The 17,463-nt window shown below is 68.3% G+C and carries 16 protein-coding genes; all 16 read left to right on the top strand.

The window, feature by feature from the left end:
• Positions 1–120 precede the first annotated feature (120 nt).
• The 16 genes from C1877_RS15775 (at position 121) to gap (ending at position 17,292) form a co-directional block, all read left to right on the top strand.
• Entirely contained in the window at positions 121–348 is a 228-nt protein-coding gene (locus C1877_RS15775; RefSeq protein WP_015538833.1) for a hypothetical protein, read from the top strand.
• Positions 321–1,667 (top strand): amino acid adenylation domain-containing protein, encoded by a 1,347-nt coding sequence (locus C1877_RS11700; protein ID WP_227155137.1) that lies wholly within the window; start codon positions 321–323, stop codon positions 1,665–1,667. Before C1877_RS15775 ends, C1877_RS11700 begins: the two co-directional genes overlap by 28 nt.
• A 16-nt stretch (positions 1,668–1,683) precedes the next feature.
• Positions 1,684–2,856 carry a D-alanyl-lipoteichoic acid biosynthesis protein DltB gene (dltB, locus tag C1877_RS11695; RefSeq protein ID WP_015538832.1) on the top strand — a complete coding sequence of 391 codons (1,173 nt, stop codon included), beginning with the start codon at positions 1,684–1,686 and terminating at the stop codon, positions 2,854–2,856.
• Positions 2,849–3,103, top strand: a complete 255-nt coding sequence (gene dltC, locus C1877_RS11690) for a D-alanine--poly(phosphoribitol) ligase subunit DltC (RefSeq protein ID WP_114569244.1) — start codon at positions 2,849–2,851, stop codon at positions 3,101–3,103. The genes dltB and dltC overlap by 8 nt, the downstream gene beginning before the upstream one ends.
• Position 3,104: 1 nt before the next feature.
• A complete protein-coding gene (dltD, locus tag C1877_RS11685) occupies positions 3,105–4,385 on the top strand; it encodes a D-alanyl-lipoteichoic acid biosynthesis protein DltD (RefSeq protein ID WP_015538830.1) in 1,281 nt (426 codons plus the stop codon).
• Positions 4,385–4,558, top strand: a complete 174-nt coding sequence (locus tag C1877_RS15355; protein ID WP_181813842.1) for a hypothetical protein — start codon at positions 4,385–4,387, stop codon at positions 4,556–4,558. Before dltD ends, C1877_RS15355 begins: the two co-directional genes overlap by 1 nt.
• A complete protein-coding gene (locus C1877_RS11680; protein WP_114569243.1) occupies positions 4,558–6,159 on the top strand; it encodes a serine hydrolase domain-containing protein in 1,602 nt (533 codons plus the stop codon). Before C1877_RS15355 ends, C1877_RS11680 begins: the two co-directional genes overlap by 1 nt.
• A 65-nt stretch (positions 6,160–6,224) precedes the next feature.
• The gene (locus C1877_RS11675; RefSeq protein ID WP_114569242.1) at positions 6,225–7,172 is read left to right on the top strand and encodes a LysO family transporter; all 948 of its coding nucleotides are present in this window, start codon (positions 6,225–6,227) and stop codon (positions 7,170–7,172) included.
• A gap of 195 nt (positions 7,173–7,367) precedes the next feature.
• Complete coding sequence (locus C1877_RS11670) at positions 7,368–9,557, top strand: ATP-dependent helicase (protein ID WP_049783984.1); 2,190 nt, start codon at positions 7,368–7,370, stop codon at positions 9,555–9,557.
• Between the two features lie 326 nt (positions 9,558–9,883).
• Positions 9,884–10,297 carry a hypothetical protein gene (locus tag C1877_RS11665; protein WP_015538828.1) on the top strand — a complete coding sequence of 138 codons (414 nt, stop codon included), beginning with the start codon at positions 9,884–9,886 and terminating at the stop codon, positions 10,295–10,297.
• Positions 10,298–10,300: 3 nt separating this feature from the next.
• The gene (locus C1877_RS11660) at positions 10,301–10,681 is read left to right on the top strand and encodes a helix-turn-helix domain-containing protein (protein ID WP_015538827.1); all 381 of its coding nucleotides are present in this window, start codon (positions 10,301–10,303) and stop codon (positions 10,679–10,681) included.
• Between the two features lie 109 nt (positions 10,682–10,790).
• On the top strand, positions 10,791–13,157 hold the full coding sequence (gene uvrC / locus C1877_RS11655; protein ID WP_227155135.1) for an excinuclease ABC subunit UvrC: 2,367 nt from the start codon (positions 10,791–10,793) through the stop codon (positions 13,155–13,157).
• The gene (gene rapZ, locus C1877_RS11650; protein WP_114569241.1) at positions 13,154–14,173 is read left to right on the top strand and encodes an RNase adapter RapZ; all 1,020 of its coding nucleotides are present in this window, start codon (positions 13,154–13,156) and stop codon (positions 14,171–14,173) included. Before uvrC ends, rapZ begins: the two co-directional genes overlap by 4 nt.
• 9 nt (positions 14,174–14,182) lie before the next feature.
• Complete coding sequence (locus C1877_RS11645; RefSeq protein WP_114569240.1) at positions 14,183–15,307, top strand: gluconeogenesis factor YvcK family protein; 1,125 nt, start codon at positions 14,183–14,185, stop codon at positions 15,305–15,307.
• A complete protein-coding gene (gene whiA, locus C1877_RS11640; RefSeq protein ID WP_015538826.1) occupies positions 15,286–16,218 on the top strand; it encodes a DNA-binding protein WhiA in 933 nt (310 codons plus the stop codon). Before C1877_RS11645 ends, whiA begins: the two co-directional genes overlap by 22 nt.
• Positions 16,219–16,290: 72 nt before the next feature.
• Entirely contained in the window at positions 16,291–17,292 is a 1,002-nt protein-coding gene (gene gap / locus C1877_RS11635; RefSeq protein WP_015538825.1) for a type I glyceraldehyde-3-phosphate dehydrogenase, read from the top strand.
• The last annotated feature ends 171 nt before the right edge of the window (positions 17,293–17,463 follow it).

Below are 17,463 nucleotides of genomic sequence, written 5' to 3'. Positions count from 1 at the left end.
CGTTCTGTCAGGAGTCTGTGGCCGTGACAGCGCTTCCATAATCGGGTCCTATCTTTGATCCGCCCGCTTGAGGAACGCAGCCGGGCTGCAACCACGACGAGAGAGACGGGGCGGTGGTAGATGGCAGAGGAGAACGGATTCCTGCAATCGGTTGAGGAGGCGGTGCGGTCGCGTCCGCAGGCGCCTGCCTACCGCGCGGCCGACGGGACGACGATGGCGTACGGGGAGTTGTGGAAGCTGTCGGACGCCATCGCCGCGGAGCTGGCCGCGCGAACGGACGACCGCGAGCCGGTCGTGGTCTGGGGCACAAGGCACCGCTCATGGTGGCCGGTTTCCTGGGCTGCTTGAAGAGCGGGCATGCGTTCGTGCCGGTGGACACGGAGATGCCCGCCGCGCGCCTCATGGACATCGTGTCCCAGCTGGGCGCGCCGCTTTTGGCGGCGACGGTGCCGCTGCCGGAGGCGCTGCGCGGCCGCGTGCCCGCCGGTCGCATCGTGGATGTGCGCGCGATCGCGTCGGCTCCCGGCACGATGCGCGCTCCCGAACGGAGCCGCTGGGTGACGGGCGAGGAGACGCAGTACCTCATCTTCACGTCCGGCTCCACCGGCCGGCCGAAGGGCATCGAGGTGAGCGCCCGCAACGTGGCCTGCTTCATGGCGTGGGTGCGCACGTTTCCCGTGATAGCGGAGGGTGGCCGGGTGTTCCTCGACCAGCCGCCGTACTCCTTCGACCTGTCCGAATACGAGGTGGTGGGCGCGCTGTCCACGGGCGGCTGCCTGCACGCCGTCTCGCGCGAGAAGACGGAGGACCTGCGCGCCCTGTTCGCCGACCTGCGCTCCTCGGGCGTGGAGGTGTGGACGTCCACGCCCTCGTTCGCCGATCTGTGCCTTGCCGACAAGAGCTTCGCCCAGGAGCTGCTGCCCGACGTGCGCCTGTTCCTGTTCTGCGGCGAGGCCCTGCGCCATTCCACGGCCGCGGCCCTGCGCGAACGTTTCCCGCGCGCCCGCATCGTGAACACCTACGGCCCCACCGAATCCACCGTGGCCGTCACCTGCGTCGAGATCGGCGCGGCGGAGCTGGCCGACGCGCGCCCGCTGCCGGTGGGCACGGCGCGTCCCGGCACCGAGCTCTTCATCGTCGATCCCGAGACGGGCGCGCCCTGCGCCGCCGGGCAGACGGGCGAGATCGTCATCGTGGGCGACACGGTGGCCAAGGGCTATTTCCGCAACCCCGAGAAGACGGCGGCGGCGTTCTTCGAGACGCGGCTTTCCGACGGCACGCCGACGCGCGGCTACCGCACGGGCGATGCGGGCCATCTCGACGAGAGCGGCATGCTGTACTGCGACGGGCGCTTCGATTCGCTCGTGAAGGTGAACGGATTCCGCATCGAGCTCGAGGATGTGGAGGAGAACCTCGGCGCGCTTCCGCTCGTGAAGCAGGCGGCCGTCGTGCCCGTGCGTCGCAAAGAGCGCATCGTGTACCTGAAGGCGTGCGTCGTGCTGCAGGAGCGTCCTGCGGGCACCGACTTCGAGATCGGCCGCCTCATCAAGGCGCGGCTCGCCGAGCGCGTGCCCGGCTACATGGTGCCGCGGGCCGTGTCGCTCGTGGGGGAGCTGCCGCTCACCTGCAACGGCAAGGTGGACCGCAAAGCGCTGGCCGAGGCATGAGGCATGGCGGGCATCGATGACGTTCTACGCCGATCCGAGCTTCTTCGCGCTGCTGGCGCTGGCCGTGGCGGGCGCCGCCTTCCTCGGCCTGCGCGAGAAACCGCTCGCGCGCTACGGCATGGCCGCCTCGGTCGTGTTCCTGGCATGCCTGTTCTGCAAGGACCTTCCGGGTTTGATCGCCGCTGCGGGCTTCGTGGTCGTGGCCGTGCTGTCGATGCGCTGGGTGCTGGCCGCGCCGCGTTCCAACCTGCGCTTCGCCGTCGCGTTCGCGCTCACGCTGCTGCCGCTCGTGTCGGCGAAGGCGGGCGCGGTGTTCGATCAGAACCTGCTGGGCTTCATGGGCGTGTCCTACCTCACGTTCAAGGCGCTGCAGGTGATGTTCGAGGTGCGCGACGGCGTGATCAAGGAATGCGGGCTGTTCGATTACCTGTACTTCCTGCTGTTCTTCCCCGTGTTCACGTCGGGCCCCATCGACCGGTCGCGCCGCTTCGCCGAGGACGCGCGGGCGGTGCGCTCGCGCGACGAGTACGCGGGCCTCTTGGCGCGCGGCATCCTGCTCGTGCTCGTCGGGCTCGTGTACACCTTCGTCGTGGCCGCGTGGCTGCACCGCTTCTACGTCCCCGCAACGTGGGGCTCGGGGCCGTTTTTGACCGAGCTGGCCGCGCAGGTGCAGACGGCGTACGTGTACGGGCTGTACCTGTTCTTCGACTTCGCGGGGTACAGCCTCATGGCGATGGGGGCGAGCTACTGCTTCGGCATCCGCACGCCGCGCAACTTCCGCGCCCCGTTCGCCTCGCTCGACATCAAGGACTTCTGGAACCGGTGGAACATCACGCTGTCGTTCTGGCTGCGCGACTTCGTGTTCATGCGCTTCTCGCGGCTCGCGCTCAAGAAGCGCTGGTTCGCGAGCCGCCTGACCACGGCGTGCTGGGGCTTCGTGTTCGACATGGCCCTCATGGGCGCCTGGCACGGCCTGACGGCCGACTACCTGCTGTACGGCCTGTTCCACGGCCTGCTGCTGGCCGGCACGGAAGTGTTCCAGAAGAAATCGAAGTTCTACAAGAAGCATAAGAACAACCCCGCGTTCAAGGCGCTGTCCTGGTTCGTCACCTTGCAGTTGGTGATGTTCGGGTTCGCGCTGTTCTCGGGGCAGATAACGATGCTCGTGAAGGGAGCGTTCCATGGCTGAGACGGATCATGTGGAACTCGAGGAGAAGATGCTCGACATCCTGGAGGAGGTGTGCGGCGACGACGAGGTGCGCGCCCGTCGCGACGAGGACCTGTTCGCCCTCGGGCTGCTCGACTCGATGGGGGCCATCGAGCTGCTGGTGGACATCGAGGACGTCTTCGGCGTGTGCATCGCGCCCACCGAGGTGGAGCGCGACGAGATGAACACGGTGAACCTCATCATCCATCAGGTGGAGATCAGGCTCTAGGATGGCGAAGCCGTCGAACAACCGGGGCGCGGCGCCAACGGGCATGGCGCTCCTGCGCGGCGTTCTCGTCGGGCTGCTCGTGGCCGCGCTCGTGCTGACGGGCGCGTGCTTCGCGTTGCCGCCGCAGGACGCGCACGACCCCGCGCGCCTGTACGACTACGTGTACTCGGGCGTGAAGTCCGAGAGCACGGCGTTCACGCTGTCTGCCATGAGCGACGACGGGCATGTGGCGTTCGGGTCGTCGGAGTTCTTCATCTCGAAGGACAAGGTGGCGCAGTGCCCGCAGGCGGTGTTCGGCGAGCAGGTGTGCGGCGTGGACCTCGCGTACGTGGGCGAGGCCTACGATCAGAGCCTGTGGCAGGCCATCGCGGCCGGCGCGTACGGCAGCGCGGTGCAGAACAAGAAGGCGATGCTGGTCGTGTCTCCGCAGTGGTTCTTCAAGAACAACGGGGACCAGGGCAAGTTCGCCTCGAAGTTCTCGTCGACGCTGTACCGGCAGTTCGCGGGCAACCCGAACGTCTCGGACGAGACGAAGGCGTACGTGCGCTCGCGCGTCGAGCAGCTGGGCGTGGACGCGAAGACGACGGCCGCCGCGCACCACGACACCGTGCTCGACGCGGTCAACGACGTGGCGGGTGCGCTCGCCGACGACCTGAGCCTGCGCGCCCAGCTCCCGGGCGTCGTGGAGAAGGCGCCGCTCAAGAGCCCCGTGCGCGCCGCCGGGGCGCCCACGGGCGAGCCCGATTGGAACGCGCTGCTCGCGCAGGCCGACGCGTCGGGCGACGAGGCGTGCACGACGAACGGCTACGGCATCTACGACGCGTACTGGGAGAAGAACTCCGGGTACGACGTGGAGCGCGGGCAGAACTTCTCCGAGGCCGACGACGAGTACGCCGACTTCTCGTGCTTCCTCGACGTATGCCGCGAGGTGGGCCTCGAGCCGCTCGTGGTCATCCTGCCCGTGCACGGCGCCTGGTACGACCGCGAGGGCGTGCCCGCGAGCGAGCGGCAGGCGTACTACGAGCGCATCCGCGGGCTGTGCGACAAGGCGGGCGCGGCCTACGCCGACTTCTCCACCTGCGAGTACGAGAAGTACTTCCTCTGCGATACCGTGCACCCCGGATGGCGCGGATGGGTGCGCATCGAGCAGGCGTTCTACGACTTCGTGCACGATCGCGACGACGCGTTCCTCGGCGGGGGCTCCTTCGGCGCGGCGGAAGGGCTCTACGCGGCGGGCAACGCGGGCGCCTCGCTCGTCGGCGCGGGGGAGGAGGCCTCGTGATGGCGCGGGCGAAACGGGTTGCGGAAGCCGTGCGCTCGGCGGTGGAGGCGCGCCCTTGGGCGCTCGGCGCGCTCGCGGCGGCGGCCGTCGTGGCGATGGCGGCGCTGGCGGGGTGGTACCTCGTGTTCTCGGGCATGAACGAGCCGGTGCAGTTCGTGTACAGCAGCTTCTGATGGCGCGGGCGGGACGGATAGCGGCCGCGGCCGCCGTGCTCCTCGCGTGCGCGGTGCTGCTGCCCTCGTGCGCTGCGCGGGCGAACGGGGAGCCGCCGCTGATCGGAGGCGCGGACGCGCCGCTCGCGGAGGGCGGCGGCGAGGGCGTCGACGCGCCGTTCGCTCCCGACGATGCCGACGGCCCGGCCCCCGACGATGCGGCCATCGATCTCGACGGCCTCGACGATGCCGCGCCGCCCGAGGGGTTCGAGCCGGAGGGCGCGGCGCTCGAGGCGCGCTTGGACGCCTACCTGCGCGAGAACGTGCCGCGCACGGGCGTGCCCGGCGTGGCCGTCGCCGTCGTGGACGCCGACGGCGTGCGCTACCTCGACACGTTCGGCGACTGCCCCGGCGCGGACGCCCCCTTCGTCATCGGCTCGCTGAGCAAGTCGTTCACTGCGGCAGCCGTCATGCAGCTGGCAGAGCAGGGGCTCGTCGACCTCGACGCGCCCGCCTCGTCCTACGCGCCCGGCTACGACGTGCCTGACGAGGTGACGGTGCGCAGCCTGCTCAACCAGACGAGCGGCTTCGGGTACGATGAATCCCTCGCCGATGCCCAGGTGGGCGACACCTTCGGCACCTTCTCCTACGCGAACGCGAACTACGACCTGATCGGCCGCGTCGTCGAGGGCGCGACGGGCGAGACGTACGCAGCCTACCTCGACGAGCACGTGCTGGGTCCGCTCGGCATGGCCTCGTCGACGGCGGACGCGGACGAGGCGGCGGCGCTCGGCATGGCCCCGGGGCATCGCGACTGGTTCGGCCTGCACCTTGCCGACGGGTTCCGGCATGCGCAGGGCGACTCCGCGTGGGGCGGTCCCGCGTCGGGATACGTGGCCGCAAGCGCGGAGGACATGGCTTCCTACCTGCGGATGTACCTGAACGACGGCGCGACCGACGGCGGTGCGCGCGTGCTGTCGCCCGACAGCGTGCGAAGCATGTTCCTCGACCGCGTGCCCGACCCTGCGGGGGACACGTACTACGGCATGGGATGGACGTCGTTTTACTGGGACGACGGCGAGCTGGTGCTGTCGCACGACGGGCAGGTGGAGAACTACGTGGCCAGCATGTGCCTGCTGCCCGAGCGCGGCATCGGCGTGGCGGTGCTCGGCGACGCCAACGACAACGCCGGCGGCAACGACCGGTTCTTCGACCTGGCCGGCGGCGTGGTGAGCGTGGCGGTGGGCGGTGCGCCCGGGCCGGTGGACGTTGCCTGGGCGGCGCTGTGGCGGCAGCGGACCGATGTGCTGTACGCCTGCGCCCTGCTGGCCGCCGCGGTTCCGCTGCTTCTGACGGGCCGTTGGCGTCGACGGCTGGCCTCGGTGCCGCGCCGGCGCCTGCTCGCGCAAGGTCTCGGTCTGCATGCGGCTCTGCCCGTCGCGATTCTCGCCCTCCCGTTGCAGTGGGGCGCGCCCTGGCGCGATTTGCTCGCGTTCTCGCCCGACGCCGCGCTCGTGCTCGTCCTATGCGCCGCGCTGCTCGTCGTCGCGGGGGCGGCGAAGCTCGCGTTGCTCGCGAAGCCGGCGGCGAAACCTCCTCCCGGAAGCGCGCGAATGCGCTAAGATGACTCCTTCACCGTAGATCGACCGCCGGGCGCGCATGCTCCGGGCGGTGGGAGAGGGATGTCGTGGAAATTCTGGCAGTGATGGTTGCGGGCGTGCTCGTGGGGGCCACGGTGTTCCCCGCGCGGCTCAAGGGGCTCAACGAGAAGCTGACGCTGGCTGCCACCGCGCTGCTCATCTTCTCGATGGGCGTGCTGCTGGCCGGCCGCGATGCGTTCCTCGAGGAGCTGGGCGCCGTGGGGTGGGCGAGCGTGCTGTTCTGCCTCGTCCCCGTGGCGTTCTCCACCGCCGCCGTGTACGGGCTGACGAACCTGTTCCTCTCTGACATCGCCCGCCGACCGCCCGGCCCCCGCGTGGCCGCCGCTCAGGGCGGCGGCGCGCCGGGCGAGTCCGCATCGTGCGGCGAGGCGGTCATGATCGCCGTCGCCGTGGGCGCGCTCGCGCTCGGCGTTGCGTACGGCCTGGCGGGCGTGCCCCTCGCGCCGGTCGACTTCGTGGCCGACCACTCCGATGCCGTCCTCTTCGCACTCATGTTCCTCGTCGGCATCAGCGTGGGCGGCAGCCGCGGCCTGTTGGGCAAGCTGCGCCAGTACCACGTGCGCGTGCTCATCGTCCCGGCGGGCATCGTGATCGGCTCGGTGCTGGGCGGCCTCGCCTGTGCGCCGCTCGTCGGGATGTCGCTGCCCGAGGGCGCGGCGGTCGCGTCGGGGCTCGGGTGGTACAGCCTCGCGGGCGTCATGATGACCGACATCGCCGGCGCGAAGGCGGGCAGCATCACGTTTCTGGCGAACCTGCTGCGCGAGCTCGTGTCGTTCTTCAGCATCCCGTGGATCGCGAAGCACCTCAACTATCCCACCTGCATCGCGCCCGCGGGCGCCACGAGCGAGGACACCACGCTGCCCATGCTCGTCCGCTGCACGAACGGCGAGACCGTGGTGCTCTCGGTGCTCAACGGTGTCATCTGCTCCGCGCTGGTGCCCGTGCTCATCGAGGCGTTCCACCAGCTGATGTAGGGGCGGCGGGAGCCTTCGCGCCGTGCCCCCTCGTCCCTTGCAGGCCGTCTGCGCGAACCCCCCGCGCCCTGCGTTCCACGTGAAGCATTTTCCCCCTGCAAGCCCTCCGCGCAAACCCCCGCTCCGAATGTTTCACGTGAAACATTTGTTCGGGAACATCTGTGCGGTTTCTGGTATACTGTCCCTATGGAGCAGATGATCGAAACAGCGGCGAGCGACCAACCCGACGGCGCGGGCGCCCCTCCGCGCTTGAACGCGGCGCAGCGCGAGGCCGTCACGACGACGGAGGGGTATGTGCGCGTGATCGCAGGCGCGGGCACCGGCAAGACGCGGGCGCTCACCGAGCGGTTTGCCTATCTCGTGAACGAGCTGGGCATCATGCCGGGCAACGTCCTGTGCGCCACGTTCACGAACAAGGCGGCCGGCGAGATGCGGCGGCGCATCCGGCGGCTGACGGGCGACAACGACACCGGCTACATCAACACCTTCCACGGTTTCTGCGTGTCGGTGCTGCAGGAGGACGCCCATGCGCTGCAGTACCCGAAGAGCTTCCTCGTGCTGGACAACGCCGACATCGACGCCATGCTCCAGGTCGTCTACGAGGAGCGCGGGCTCACGTTGCGCGACATGACGTTCGCGAAGGCCCGCGACATGATCGAGATCATGAAGCTGAAGGAGCGCCCCGGCTACTACCGCGACATGCTGGCCATGCCGCTCGAGGACCTGCGGCAGAAGTACCTCGACGCGGAGGCTGCGAAGGACATCATCTTCTACGGCTACCTCTACCAGGAGAAGAAGTGCTTCGGGCTGGACTACAACGACCTCATCGTGTTCGTGCTGTACCTCTTCGAGCAGAACCCTGCCATCCGGTCGAAGTGGCAGAGGCGGCTCGAGTACGTCATGGTCGACGAGTTCCAGGACATCGACGGCCTGCAGCACGAGCTCATGGAGGTGCTGGCCGGCTACCACAAGAACCTGTTCGTGGTGGGCGACCCCGACCAGACCATCTACACGTGGCGCGGCGCGGACGTGCGCTACCTGCTGGACTTCGACAAGCGCTTTCCCAAAACGCACACGGTCATGATGCTGGAGAACTACCGGTCGGCGCCGCGCGTGGTGGCCGTTGCGAACTCGCTGATCGAGAAGAACCGCGAGCGCATGCCCAAGCGGCTCGTCGCCGCACGTTTGGCTCACGGGCCCACCGTGTGGCATCACGCGAAGAGCGCGGCCGACGAGGCCGATTGGATCGCCCAGGGCGCCCTCGCGCTGCACGTCGAGGGCGTGGCGTTCCGCGACATGGCCGTGCTCTACCGCGCCCACTACGCATCGCGGCCGGTGGAGGAGGCGCTGCTGCGCGCCGAGGTGCCCCATGCGGTGCACAGCGGCGTGCCGTTCTTCGGCCGCCGCGAGATCAAGGACGCGCTCTCGTACCTGCGGCTCGTCGCCTACCGGGACGACCTCGACTTCGCGCGCGTGGCGAACGTGCCCAAGCGCAACCTGGGACAGCGCCGCATGGCATTTCTGCGGCAGCAGGCCGACGAGCGCGGGTGCAGCCTGTACGAGGCGCTTGCGCTCGCGGCGGACGACGACCTGTTCAAGCGCACGAAGGCGCGCCAGCTGCTCGACCTGATCGAGCGCTTCCACTCGTCTTACGAAGGCCGGCCGGTATCGGAGGTGCTCGCCGCCGTGCTCTCGGAAAGCGGCTATGAGCGCGCGCTGCGCACCGAGGGAAGCCAGGAGCGGCTCGACAACCTGGCCGAGCTCAAGCAGTCCGTCTACGAGTTCGAAACCACGTGCGGTGAAGAGGTGACCCTCGAGCACTACCTGGCCCACGTGGCCCTGTTCTCGAACGCCGACGCGATGGACGACGCGCAGGACAAGGTGCGGCTCATGACCGTCCACGCCGCGAAGGGCCTCGAGTTCCGGCACGTGTTCCTCTGCTCGATGAGCGAGGGAGTGCTGCCGTCGCGCAAGACGAGCACGCCGCAGGGCATGGAGGAGGAGCGCCGCCTGGCGTTCGTGGCCATGACCCGGGCGCGCGACGGGCTGTACCTCACCGAGGCGGAGGGCCGCTCTCACGAGGGCGCGGCGCGCTACCCCTCGCGCTTCCTGCTCGACATCGACCCGGCAGCGCTCGAGTTCTCGGACAAGCCCTCTGACCCCCAGATGGCCGATGCGCGCTCCGTCTACGCGCTGACCGACCGCTGGATAGCCGACCTCGTCCGCGACGCGCGCTTCTCGGTGGGCGACCGCGTGGTGCACGCGGTGTTCGGCGCGGGGCGCGTGTCGGCCGTCGACACCGGGAAGCGCGCCTACGAGGTGGAGTTCGACGGCATGGACACGCCCCGCACCATCTCGTTCAAGGCCAAGCTGGAAGAAGCCTGAGGAGGGCCGCGAACCTTCGCCTTTCTGTTGAAGGAGACCCTATATGATCAGCATCTTCGGCCAAGACACACGCCACCGGCACCGGTGACGCGCGTCTTGGCCGAAGATGCTGATTTGGAGAAAACTACAAATGAATAAGAACAAATGTTCCTATAATGTGCTATAGTATCATCTAACGAGAAAAGGTTGGCGATGCCTAACCTTCGAAGGGGACAGCCGTGTGGAGGGGTTCGCACCTGCCAGTGTATGAGTTTCAGCAGTTTCTTCAAGCGCGCCGCAATCCCTTTACAAACGAAGGTTATTAGGTTATAACCTAAGGAGGCGTTATGTCCGATCAATATCGCTGGGAGTTGCGCGAGGTGCTCGGATGTCCGTTTTTACGCGTTCTTGCGCCGAAGGGTGCTGAAAAGACCTTTCTCGACAAGTTCGCGGAAAAGCGCCAGAACCGCGAGGCGGCCGTGTATGTGGCCAAGACCCTGCAGCAGGTCGTGCGCGACGGCATCGCGCGCAGTTTGACCGTCGGCCGCATCAAGCGGCTGAAAGGCAACATTGTCGAAGTGAAAGCGCAGGGGACGGTGATCAGATGCTTGGCCTATTGCAGTACCGGCGGGCTCATGCTCGTGCTGCTTTCCGTCGAGCGGACCCATCAAGGTTCCGGCAACATGCATCCTTTGATCGAGGAAGCCGAACGGAAAGCGGCCATCGTCGAGGCATTGATCGATGAGGGGAAGGAGGGCTGACGCATGGTGAGAAGCCCTGAGGCGGAGGAGCTCTTCGGAGTGGAGCTGGAGGAGACTCCCGACACGCTCTCGTACGGGCTGTCGGGCGATTTCGCCAGCCAGGTCATGGACGAGCTCGAGCGGCAGGGGATCACACTGGCGGAGCTCGCGCGGCGCATGGGCATCAAGCAGCCCACGTTGTGCGGTATGCTTCGCGGCACCTCCAACATGACGTTGAAGACCATGGCGCGGATGGCCCTCGCGCTGGGATGCACGCTTGAGGTACCGAGGCTCGTTATCGTCGACGAGCCTGCCTCGCCTTCGCGGTTGGCGAAGGTCGTGCCGTTCGATGCGCTCGAAGACGGTCGCAGACGGCGAGCCGAGGTCGAGGCGCTGCAGGCGTGAGCCGGCTTCTGCAAACCGCGTGGAGGGGGAGCGGGTTCAGGGGAACGCTTGTGCGGTTTGCTATACTCCTGCCATGGACGAATTACATGAGAGCGCCTTCGAAGGCGATATGATAGAGGAAGAGAGCGGCTGGGGCGGCTTCGCCGACGACGGCCTCGGGCCTGCCGACGCGGGCGGCGTGGAGCGCCTTGGGTTCGGCTTCGATTCCGAGAGCGGCGGCGATACCGAACCCGATCCCGAGGACGCCGAGCGCCTCGAACGCGAAGGCCGTCGCCGGCCTGCGCTCCAGCGCGCCGTGCGCGAGCATGGGGGCGAACCCGCTGCGTCCGAGCCGCAGCGGGCCAAGCTCGAGCGCATCAAGCGCGAGCTCGACAGCGTGCCCACGCTGCCGGGCGTGTACCTCTGGAAGGACAAGTCCGGCCAGGTCATCTACGTCGGCAAGGCCAAGCAGCTGCGCGCCCGCATGCGCCAGTACGTGAACTACCAGGACGAGCGTGCGAAGATCCCGCTGCTGGTCGACCAGATCGACTCCTTCGACTACCTCGTGGTGGAGAACGAGCACGAGTCGCTCGTGCTCGAGAAGAACCTCATCAACCAGCACGCCCCCTTCTTCAACGCCGACTTCAAGGACGACAAGTCCTACCCGTTCATCGCGCTCACGAAGGGCGACGTGTTCCCCGCCATCAAGTACACGCGCGAGAAGCACAAGCCCGACACGAAGTACTTCGGCCCCTACACCGACAGCCGCGCCGCCCGCGACATGGTGGACATCGCCCGCCGCGTCGTGCCGCTGTGCGCCACGTCGTGCGCCGATTGGCGCGGGCTCAAGCGTCGCCTGGACAAGGACCCGCTCGCGCTGCTCGACCGCGAGGCGCGGCCGTGCTTCGACGCGCACGTGGGCCTCGGCCCCGGCGCGTGCTGCGGCGGCATCACGCCCGAGGAGTACCAGGTCAACGTCAAGCGCATCGAGCGCTTCCTGTCGGGCCAGCACCGCGAGTTCGTCGCAGAGCTCACCGAGGAGATGCAGGCCGCCGCCGCCGAGCTCGACTTCGAGCGCGCCGCGCGCATCAAGGCGCGCATCGACACGATCAACAGCCTCACCGACAAGCAGCACGCGGTGTCCACGCGCAACCTCGACGCCGACGTCGTGGGCCTGTTCCGCGAGGAGACGGTGGCCGGCGTGCACGTGTTCATGGTGCGCGAGGGCCGCATCATCAACTCCAACGAGTTCGTGCTCGACCGCGGCAAGGACGTGCCCGACCAGGACCTGCTGCACATGTTTCTGCTGCGCTACTACGACGCCACCACCTCCATCCCGCACGAGGTCATCCTGCGCGACGAGCCCGAGGACAAGGACGCCATGGAGGCCTGGCTCACGGAGAAGCTGGCCAGCCCCCATGGCGCCAAGGTGCGCATCTGCGCGCCGCAGAAAGGCGAGAAGGCCGAGCTCGTGGGCATGGCCGAGACGAACGCGAAGCACACGCTCATGCGCTACAAGGTACGCACGAACTACGACGACAAGCGCATCAACAACGCGCTCCTGCAGCTGGAGAGCGCGCTCGCCCTCGACGAGCCGCCGATGCGCATCGAGTGCTTCGACATCTCCACCATCCACGGCTCCTACACGGTGGCCTCGATGGTGGTGTTCACCAACGGCAAGCCCGACAAGAATCAGTACCGCCGCTTCAAGATCAAGACGCCGCTCGACGAGGCGAATGACTTCCTGTCCATGCAGGAGGTCATGAGCCGCCGCTACGCGCCCGAGCGCATGGCCGACGAGCGCTTCGGCTCAAAGCCCGACCTCATCATCCTCGACGGCGGCAAGCCGCAGCTCTCTGCGGCGCTCGAGATGTTCGACCAGATGGGCATCGACGACATCGCCCTGTGCGGCCTGGCCAAGCGCGACGAGGAGCTGTTCGTGCCCTGGCAGGACACCGGCCCCGTCGTGCTGCCTTCGGGCTCGGCGTCGCTCTACCTCGTGAAGCAGGTGCGCGACGAGGCGCACCGCTTCGCCATCACGTTCCACCGCGAGCTGCGCGGCAAGGGCATGACGGCCTCCATTTTGGACGACGTGACGGGCATGGGCCCCGTGCGCAAGAAGGCCCTGCTCAAGCACTTCAAGTCGTTCAGGAACCTGAAATCCGCCACGCTCGAGGAGATCAAGGAGGCGCGCGTCGTGCCGAACGAGGTGGCCGAGGAGCTGTTCCGCGTGCTCCAGCAGTATAATAGGGACCGCAAGGACGAGCGCGTCGTGGGCGGCGAGGCCGGGAGGGCGGAGGGCCCTGGCACGTCGGCCGCCGAGGTCGTGGACGGCCCAAACGCCTCCGACGCGTTCGACGAGCGTGCGGCCGCCTGCCCGCCCGCGGGCACGGGACCGGCCGCCACGTGGTCGCCCGCCGTGGACGAGGCGGTGCGCGCGGCCGTGCAGGGCAGGGAGCCCGGCAGGGAAGACAACGAGGGAAGGACGATCGCATGACCGACGAGAACACCGAGCTGGCGAGCATGCCCGAGCTGGTCATCGTGAGCGGCATGAGCGGCGCCGGGCGCACCGAGGCCATGCACTCCTTCGAGGACCTGGGCTACTTCTGCGTGGACAACCTGCCCTCCAGCCTCATCGGCAACCTGCTCGAGCTCACCGGCATGCCGGGCCAGCCCGACGAGCACCGCCGGCTCGCCGTGGTGTGCGACGCGCGCAACCGCGACTTCTTCGCCAACCTCACGGCCGAGCTGGCGAAGCTCAAGGCCCAGGGCATCGGCTACCGCATCCTGTTCCTGGATGCGGCCGACGAGAAGCTCGTCGCGCGCTACAAGTCCAGCCGCCGCCGGCACCCGCTGTGCGCCGACGGCGCCTCCATCGCGCAGGGCATCGACCGCGAGCGCGACCTCCTGTTCGAGGTGCGCGAGGCGGCGCACCACGTGGTGGACACCACCGACATGCTGCCGGCTCAGCTGCGCGCGACCATCCGCGCGCTGTTCGCTCCCGGCTCCGAGCAGCAGGGCCTGGCCGTGACCGTGTACTCGTTCGGCTTCAAGCACGGGGCGCCGCTCGACGCCGACCTCGTCATGGACGTGCGCTTCCTGCCGAACCCCTACTACGAGCCGCAGCTGCGCGCGCTCACGGGCCTCGACAAGCCGGTGCGCGACTACGTGCTCTACCGCCCCGAGACCGAGGAGTTCGAGCAGCGCTGGCGGGCGCTTTTGGACTGCGTCATGCCCGGCTACGTGGCCGAGGGCAAGCAGCAGCTCGCCATCGCCGTGGGCTGCACGGGCGGCCAGCACCGCTCCGTGGCGCTGGCGGAGTCCACGGGCGACTACCTGAAGACGAAGGGCTACCGCGTGAGCATCGCCCACCGCGACCTGGCGCTCGCCGAGGGCGCCGACGGCCGCCTCGCGGCGGACCCGCAGGCGGCGGCCCCCGGCCCCGAGACGGAGGCCGCCCCGCAGCAGCCGGCCCCGGCCCTCGGCGGCTCCGCGGCCGACCCGCAGGCGTAGGGCGCCCCCATGGCGAAGCCCGCGTTCACCCACGACCCCTCGGCCACCGCCGCCTTCGCGGCGCTCGGCTCCACGCCGCCCGTGGTCGGGCCCGGCGAGCATCTGCGCGCCGTGGTCATCGGCGGCGGCACCGGTGCCCCCGTGTCCATCCGCACGCTCCTGTCCATGGGCCTGGACACGGCCGCCGTCGTGGCCATGGCCGACGACGGCGGCTCCACCGGCGTGCTGCGCGAGGAGGCGAACGTCACGCCCCCCGGCGACGTGCGCAAGTGCCTGGCCGCCATGGCAGCCGACCCCGCCGACCCGCTCACGCGCGCGTTCAAGTACCGCTTCCCGTTCGCGGGCAACCACACGCTGGGGAACCTCATGCTCTCCGCTCTCGAGGACGCGGCCGGGTCGTTCCCGGAGGCCATCGCCATCTGCGAACGGCTGCTGGGCGCCCAGGGCCGCGTGTACCCCTCCACGCTCGACCGCGTGACGCTCGTGGCGCGCACGCGCGACGGCCGCGAGCTGGAGGGACAGGCCGTCGCCTGCCATTCGCGCACGGCGCTCGAGCGCGTGACGCTGCGCGCCGACCGTCCCATCGAGGCCTACCCGCCCGCCCTCGAGGCCATCCGGAAGGCCGATCTCATCGTGCTGGGCCCCGGCTCGCTCTTCACGTCCATCATTCCGAACCTGCTGGTGCCGGGCGTGGTCGACGCCATCCGCACATCGCAGGCGAGCACGCTCTTCGTGTGCTCGCTCGCCGACATGCAGGGCGAGACCTGGGGCCTCACGGCCCGCGAGCACGTGGAGGCGCTCATGGACCACGGCCTACGCGGCCTCGTTGACTACCTGCTGGTGCACACGCCGGTGCCGCTGCGCCCCGACAGCCCGGCCACGGGCGTGTTCGGCGCCATGACCGGCGCCGAGCCCGAGCACGCCTCCACGTCGGGCCTCGACGACGCAGAGCTTTCGGGCCATATCCGCCCCGTGCGGATCAGCTACCATGACGTGCAGGCCATCCAGGCCCAGGGGCCGGTGGTCATCGCGCGCGACCTCGTGGACGGCAGCAGCCCCACGTGGCATGACCCGCAGGCCCTGCGTGACGCGTTCTCGGGGGTGTTGAAGCTATGTCGTTCACGGCAGAGGTAAAGGACGAACTCGCGCGCGTGCCGCCCACCTGCTCGCACTGCGAGAAGGCCACGCTGGCCGCGCTCGTGCGCATCGAGGGCACGCTGTTCTTCAGCGGGCAGGGAACCTACCGCATCGAGATAGCCACGGACGTGCCCAGCGTGGCGCGCCTGATCATCAAGCTGCTCCACGAGCTGTACCACCTGAAGACCGAGCTCACCGTGCGCCGCAGCGTGCTGCACAAGACGCCGAACTACCTCATAGAGGTGCCGGCACAGCCCCATCTGGCCGACGCGTTGCGCGACATGGGCGTGCTCTCGGAGGAGGGCGGCCTGGAGCTGGGCATCAAGGAGGGCCTCGTGGCGAAGGAGTGCTGCACGGCGGCCTACCTGCGCGGCGCTTTCCTGGGAAGCGGCTTCGTGTCTGACCCGCGCGGCGACTTCCACTTCGAGGTCACCGTGGAGAGCGAGGATCTGGCCGAGGGGCTGGTGGAGCTGCTCGACCGCAAGGGCATCAACGCGCGCGTCATGCAAAGGCGCAGCTCGCATATGGTGTACCTGAAAAGCGGCGCCGCCATCCTCGAGTTCCTCGCGTTCACCGGCGCGCACCAGAGCGCGCTGTCCATGGAGAACGCGCGCGTCATCAAGAGCGTGCGCAACGACGTGAACCGCATGACGAACGCCGAGATCGCGAACCAGGCGAAGGCGGCCAGCGCCTCGGTGGACCAGATCTACGCCATCAGGGAGGTGCTGGAGGCGCACGGCATGGAGAACCTGCCCCCGGCGCTGCAGGAGTTCATACGCCTGCGCGTGACCTATCCCGACGCCACCCTCAAGGAGCTGGGCGAGCGCGCGACCCCGCCCCTGTCCAAATCGGCCGTTTACCATCGCGTTCGCCGGATCGAGCAGATGGCGAAAGAGTTACACCGCTAGAATGGTTCGCGTACGTGTTGTATTATCGTTTAAGCTTCAGCGAGCAAGAGTATCTTATGAAAGGGGATACGCATGGCAATCAAAGTAGGCATTAACGGATTCGGTCGCATCGGCCGCCTGGCGTTCCGCGCGATGGTGGAGGATCCCGAGATCGAGGTCGTGGCAGTGAACGACCTCGGCGACATTCCGACGATGGCCCACCTGCTCAAGTACGATTCCATCCACGGGCGCGCCTTCGACACCGTCGAGGTCACCGAGGACGGCTTCGTGGCCGACGGCCATGCGGTCAAGGTGCTCTCCGAGCGCGAGCCGGCGAACCTCCCCTGGGGCGAGCTGGGCGTCGACGTGGTCGTGGAGTCCACGGGCTTCTTCACCGACGGCACGAAGGCCAAGGCGCACCTCGACGCGGGCGCCAAGAAGGTCGTCATCTCCGCACCGGCCAAGAACGAGGACATCACCATCGTCATGGGCGTGAACGACGACCAGTACGATCCCGAGAAGCACAACATCATCTCCAACGCCTCGTGCACGACGAACTGCCTGGCCCCCTTCGCGAAGGTGCTCATGGACAACTTCGGCATCAAGCGCGGCTACATGAACACGATCCACTCCTACACCAACGACCAGAAGATCCTCGACCTTCCCCACAAGGACCTGCGTCGCGCCCGCGCGGCCGCCATGTCGATGATCCCCACCACCACGGGCGCCGCCCGCGCGGTGTCGCTGGTGCTGCCCGAGCTGAAGGGCAAGCTCGACGGCTTCGCCACGCGCGTTCCCACGCCGGACGGCTCGATGGTCGACCTCACGGTGGAGCTTGAGCGCGACGCTACCGCCGAGGAGATCAACGCCGCGATGAAGGCCGCCGCCGAAGGCCCGCTCAAGGGCATCCTGGAGTACACCGAGGACCCGATCGTCTCCATCGACATCGTGGACAACCCGCACTCCTCCATCTTCGACAGCAAGCTCACCATGGTGCTGGGCGGCGAGGGCAACTTCGTCAAGTGCATCAGCTGGTACGACAACGAGTGGGGCTACAGCAACCGCGTCAAGGACCTCGTCAAGATCCTCCTCTAGCCTTTCGTTCCGCCGGTCTGACGACCGGCGGAACTGCTCGACGCTGCGAAGCCCCGAGGCACCCAACCTTGCCGCTCCCGGCTTGGCTCACGTACCCAAGTACGCTTCGCCAAGCCTTCACGGCAATCTTGGGCACCTCGGGGCTTCTCGCTGACTTACTACGCCAACCTG

It is taken from the genome of Gordonibacter pamelaeae (assembly GCF_003340385.1).
GTDB classification, from domain to species: domain Bacteria; phylum Actinomycetota; class Coriobacteriia; order Coriobacteriales; family Eggerthellaceae; genus Gordonibacter; species Gordonibacter pamelaeae.
Note: the sequence above shows the minus strand (reverse complement) of the source record. Positions and strands in the feature narration are given on the sequence as shown.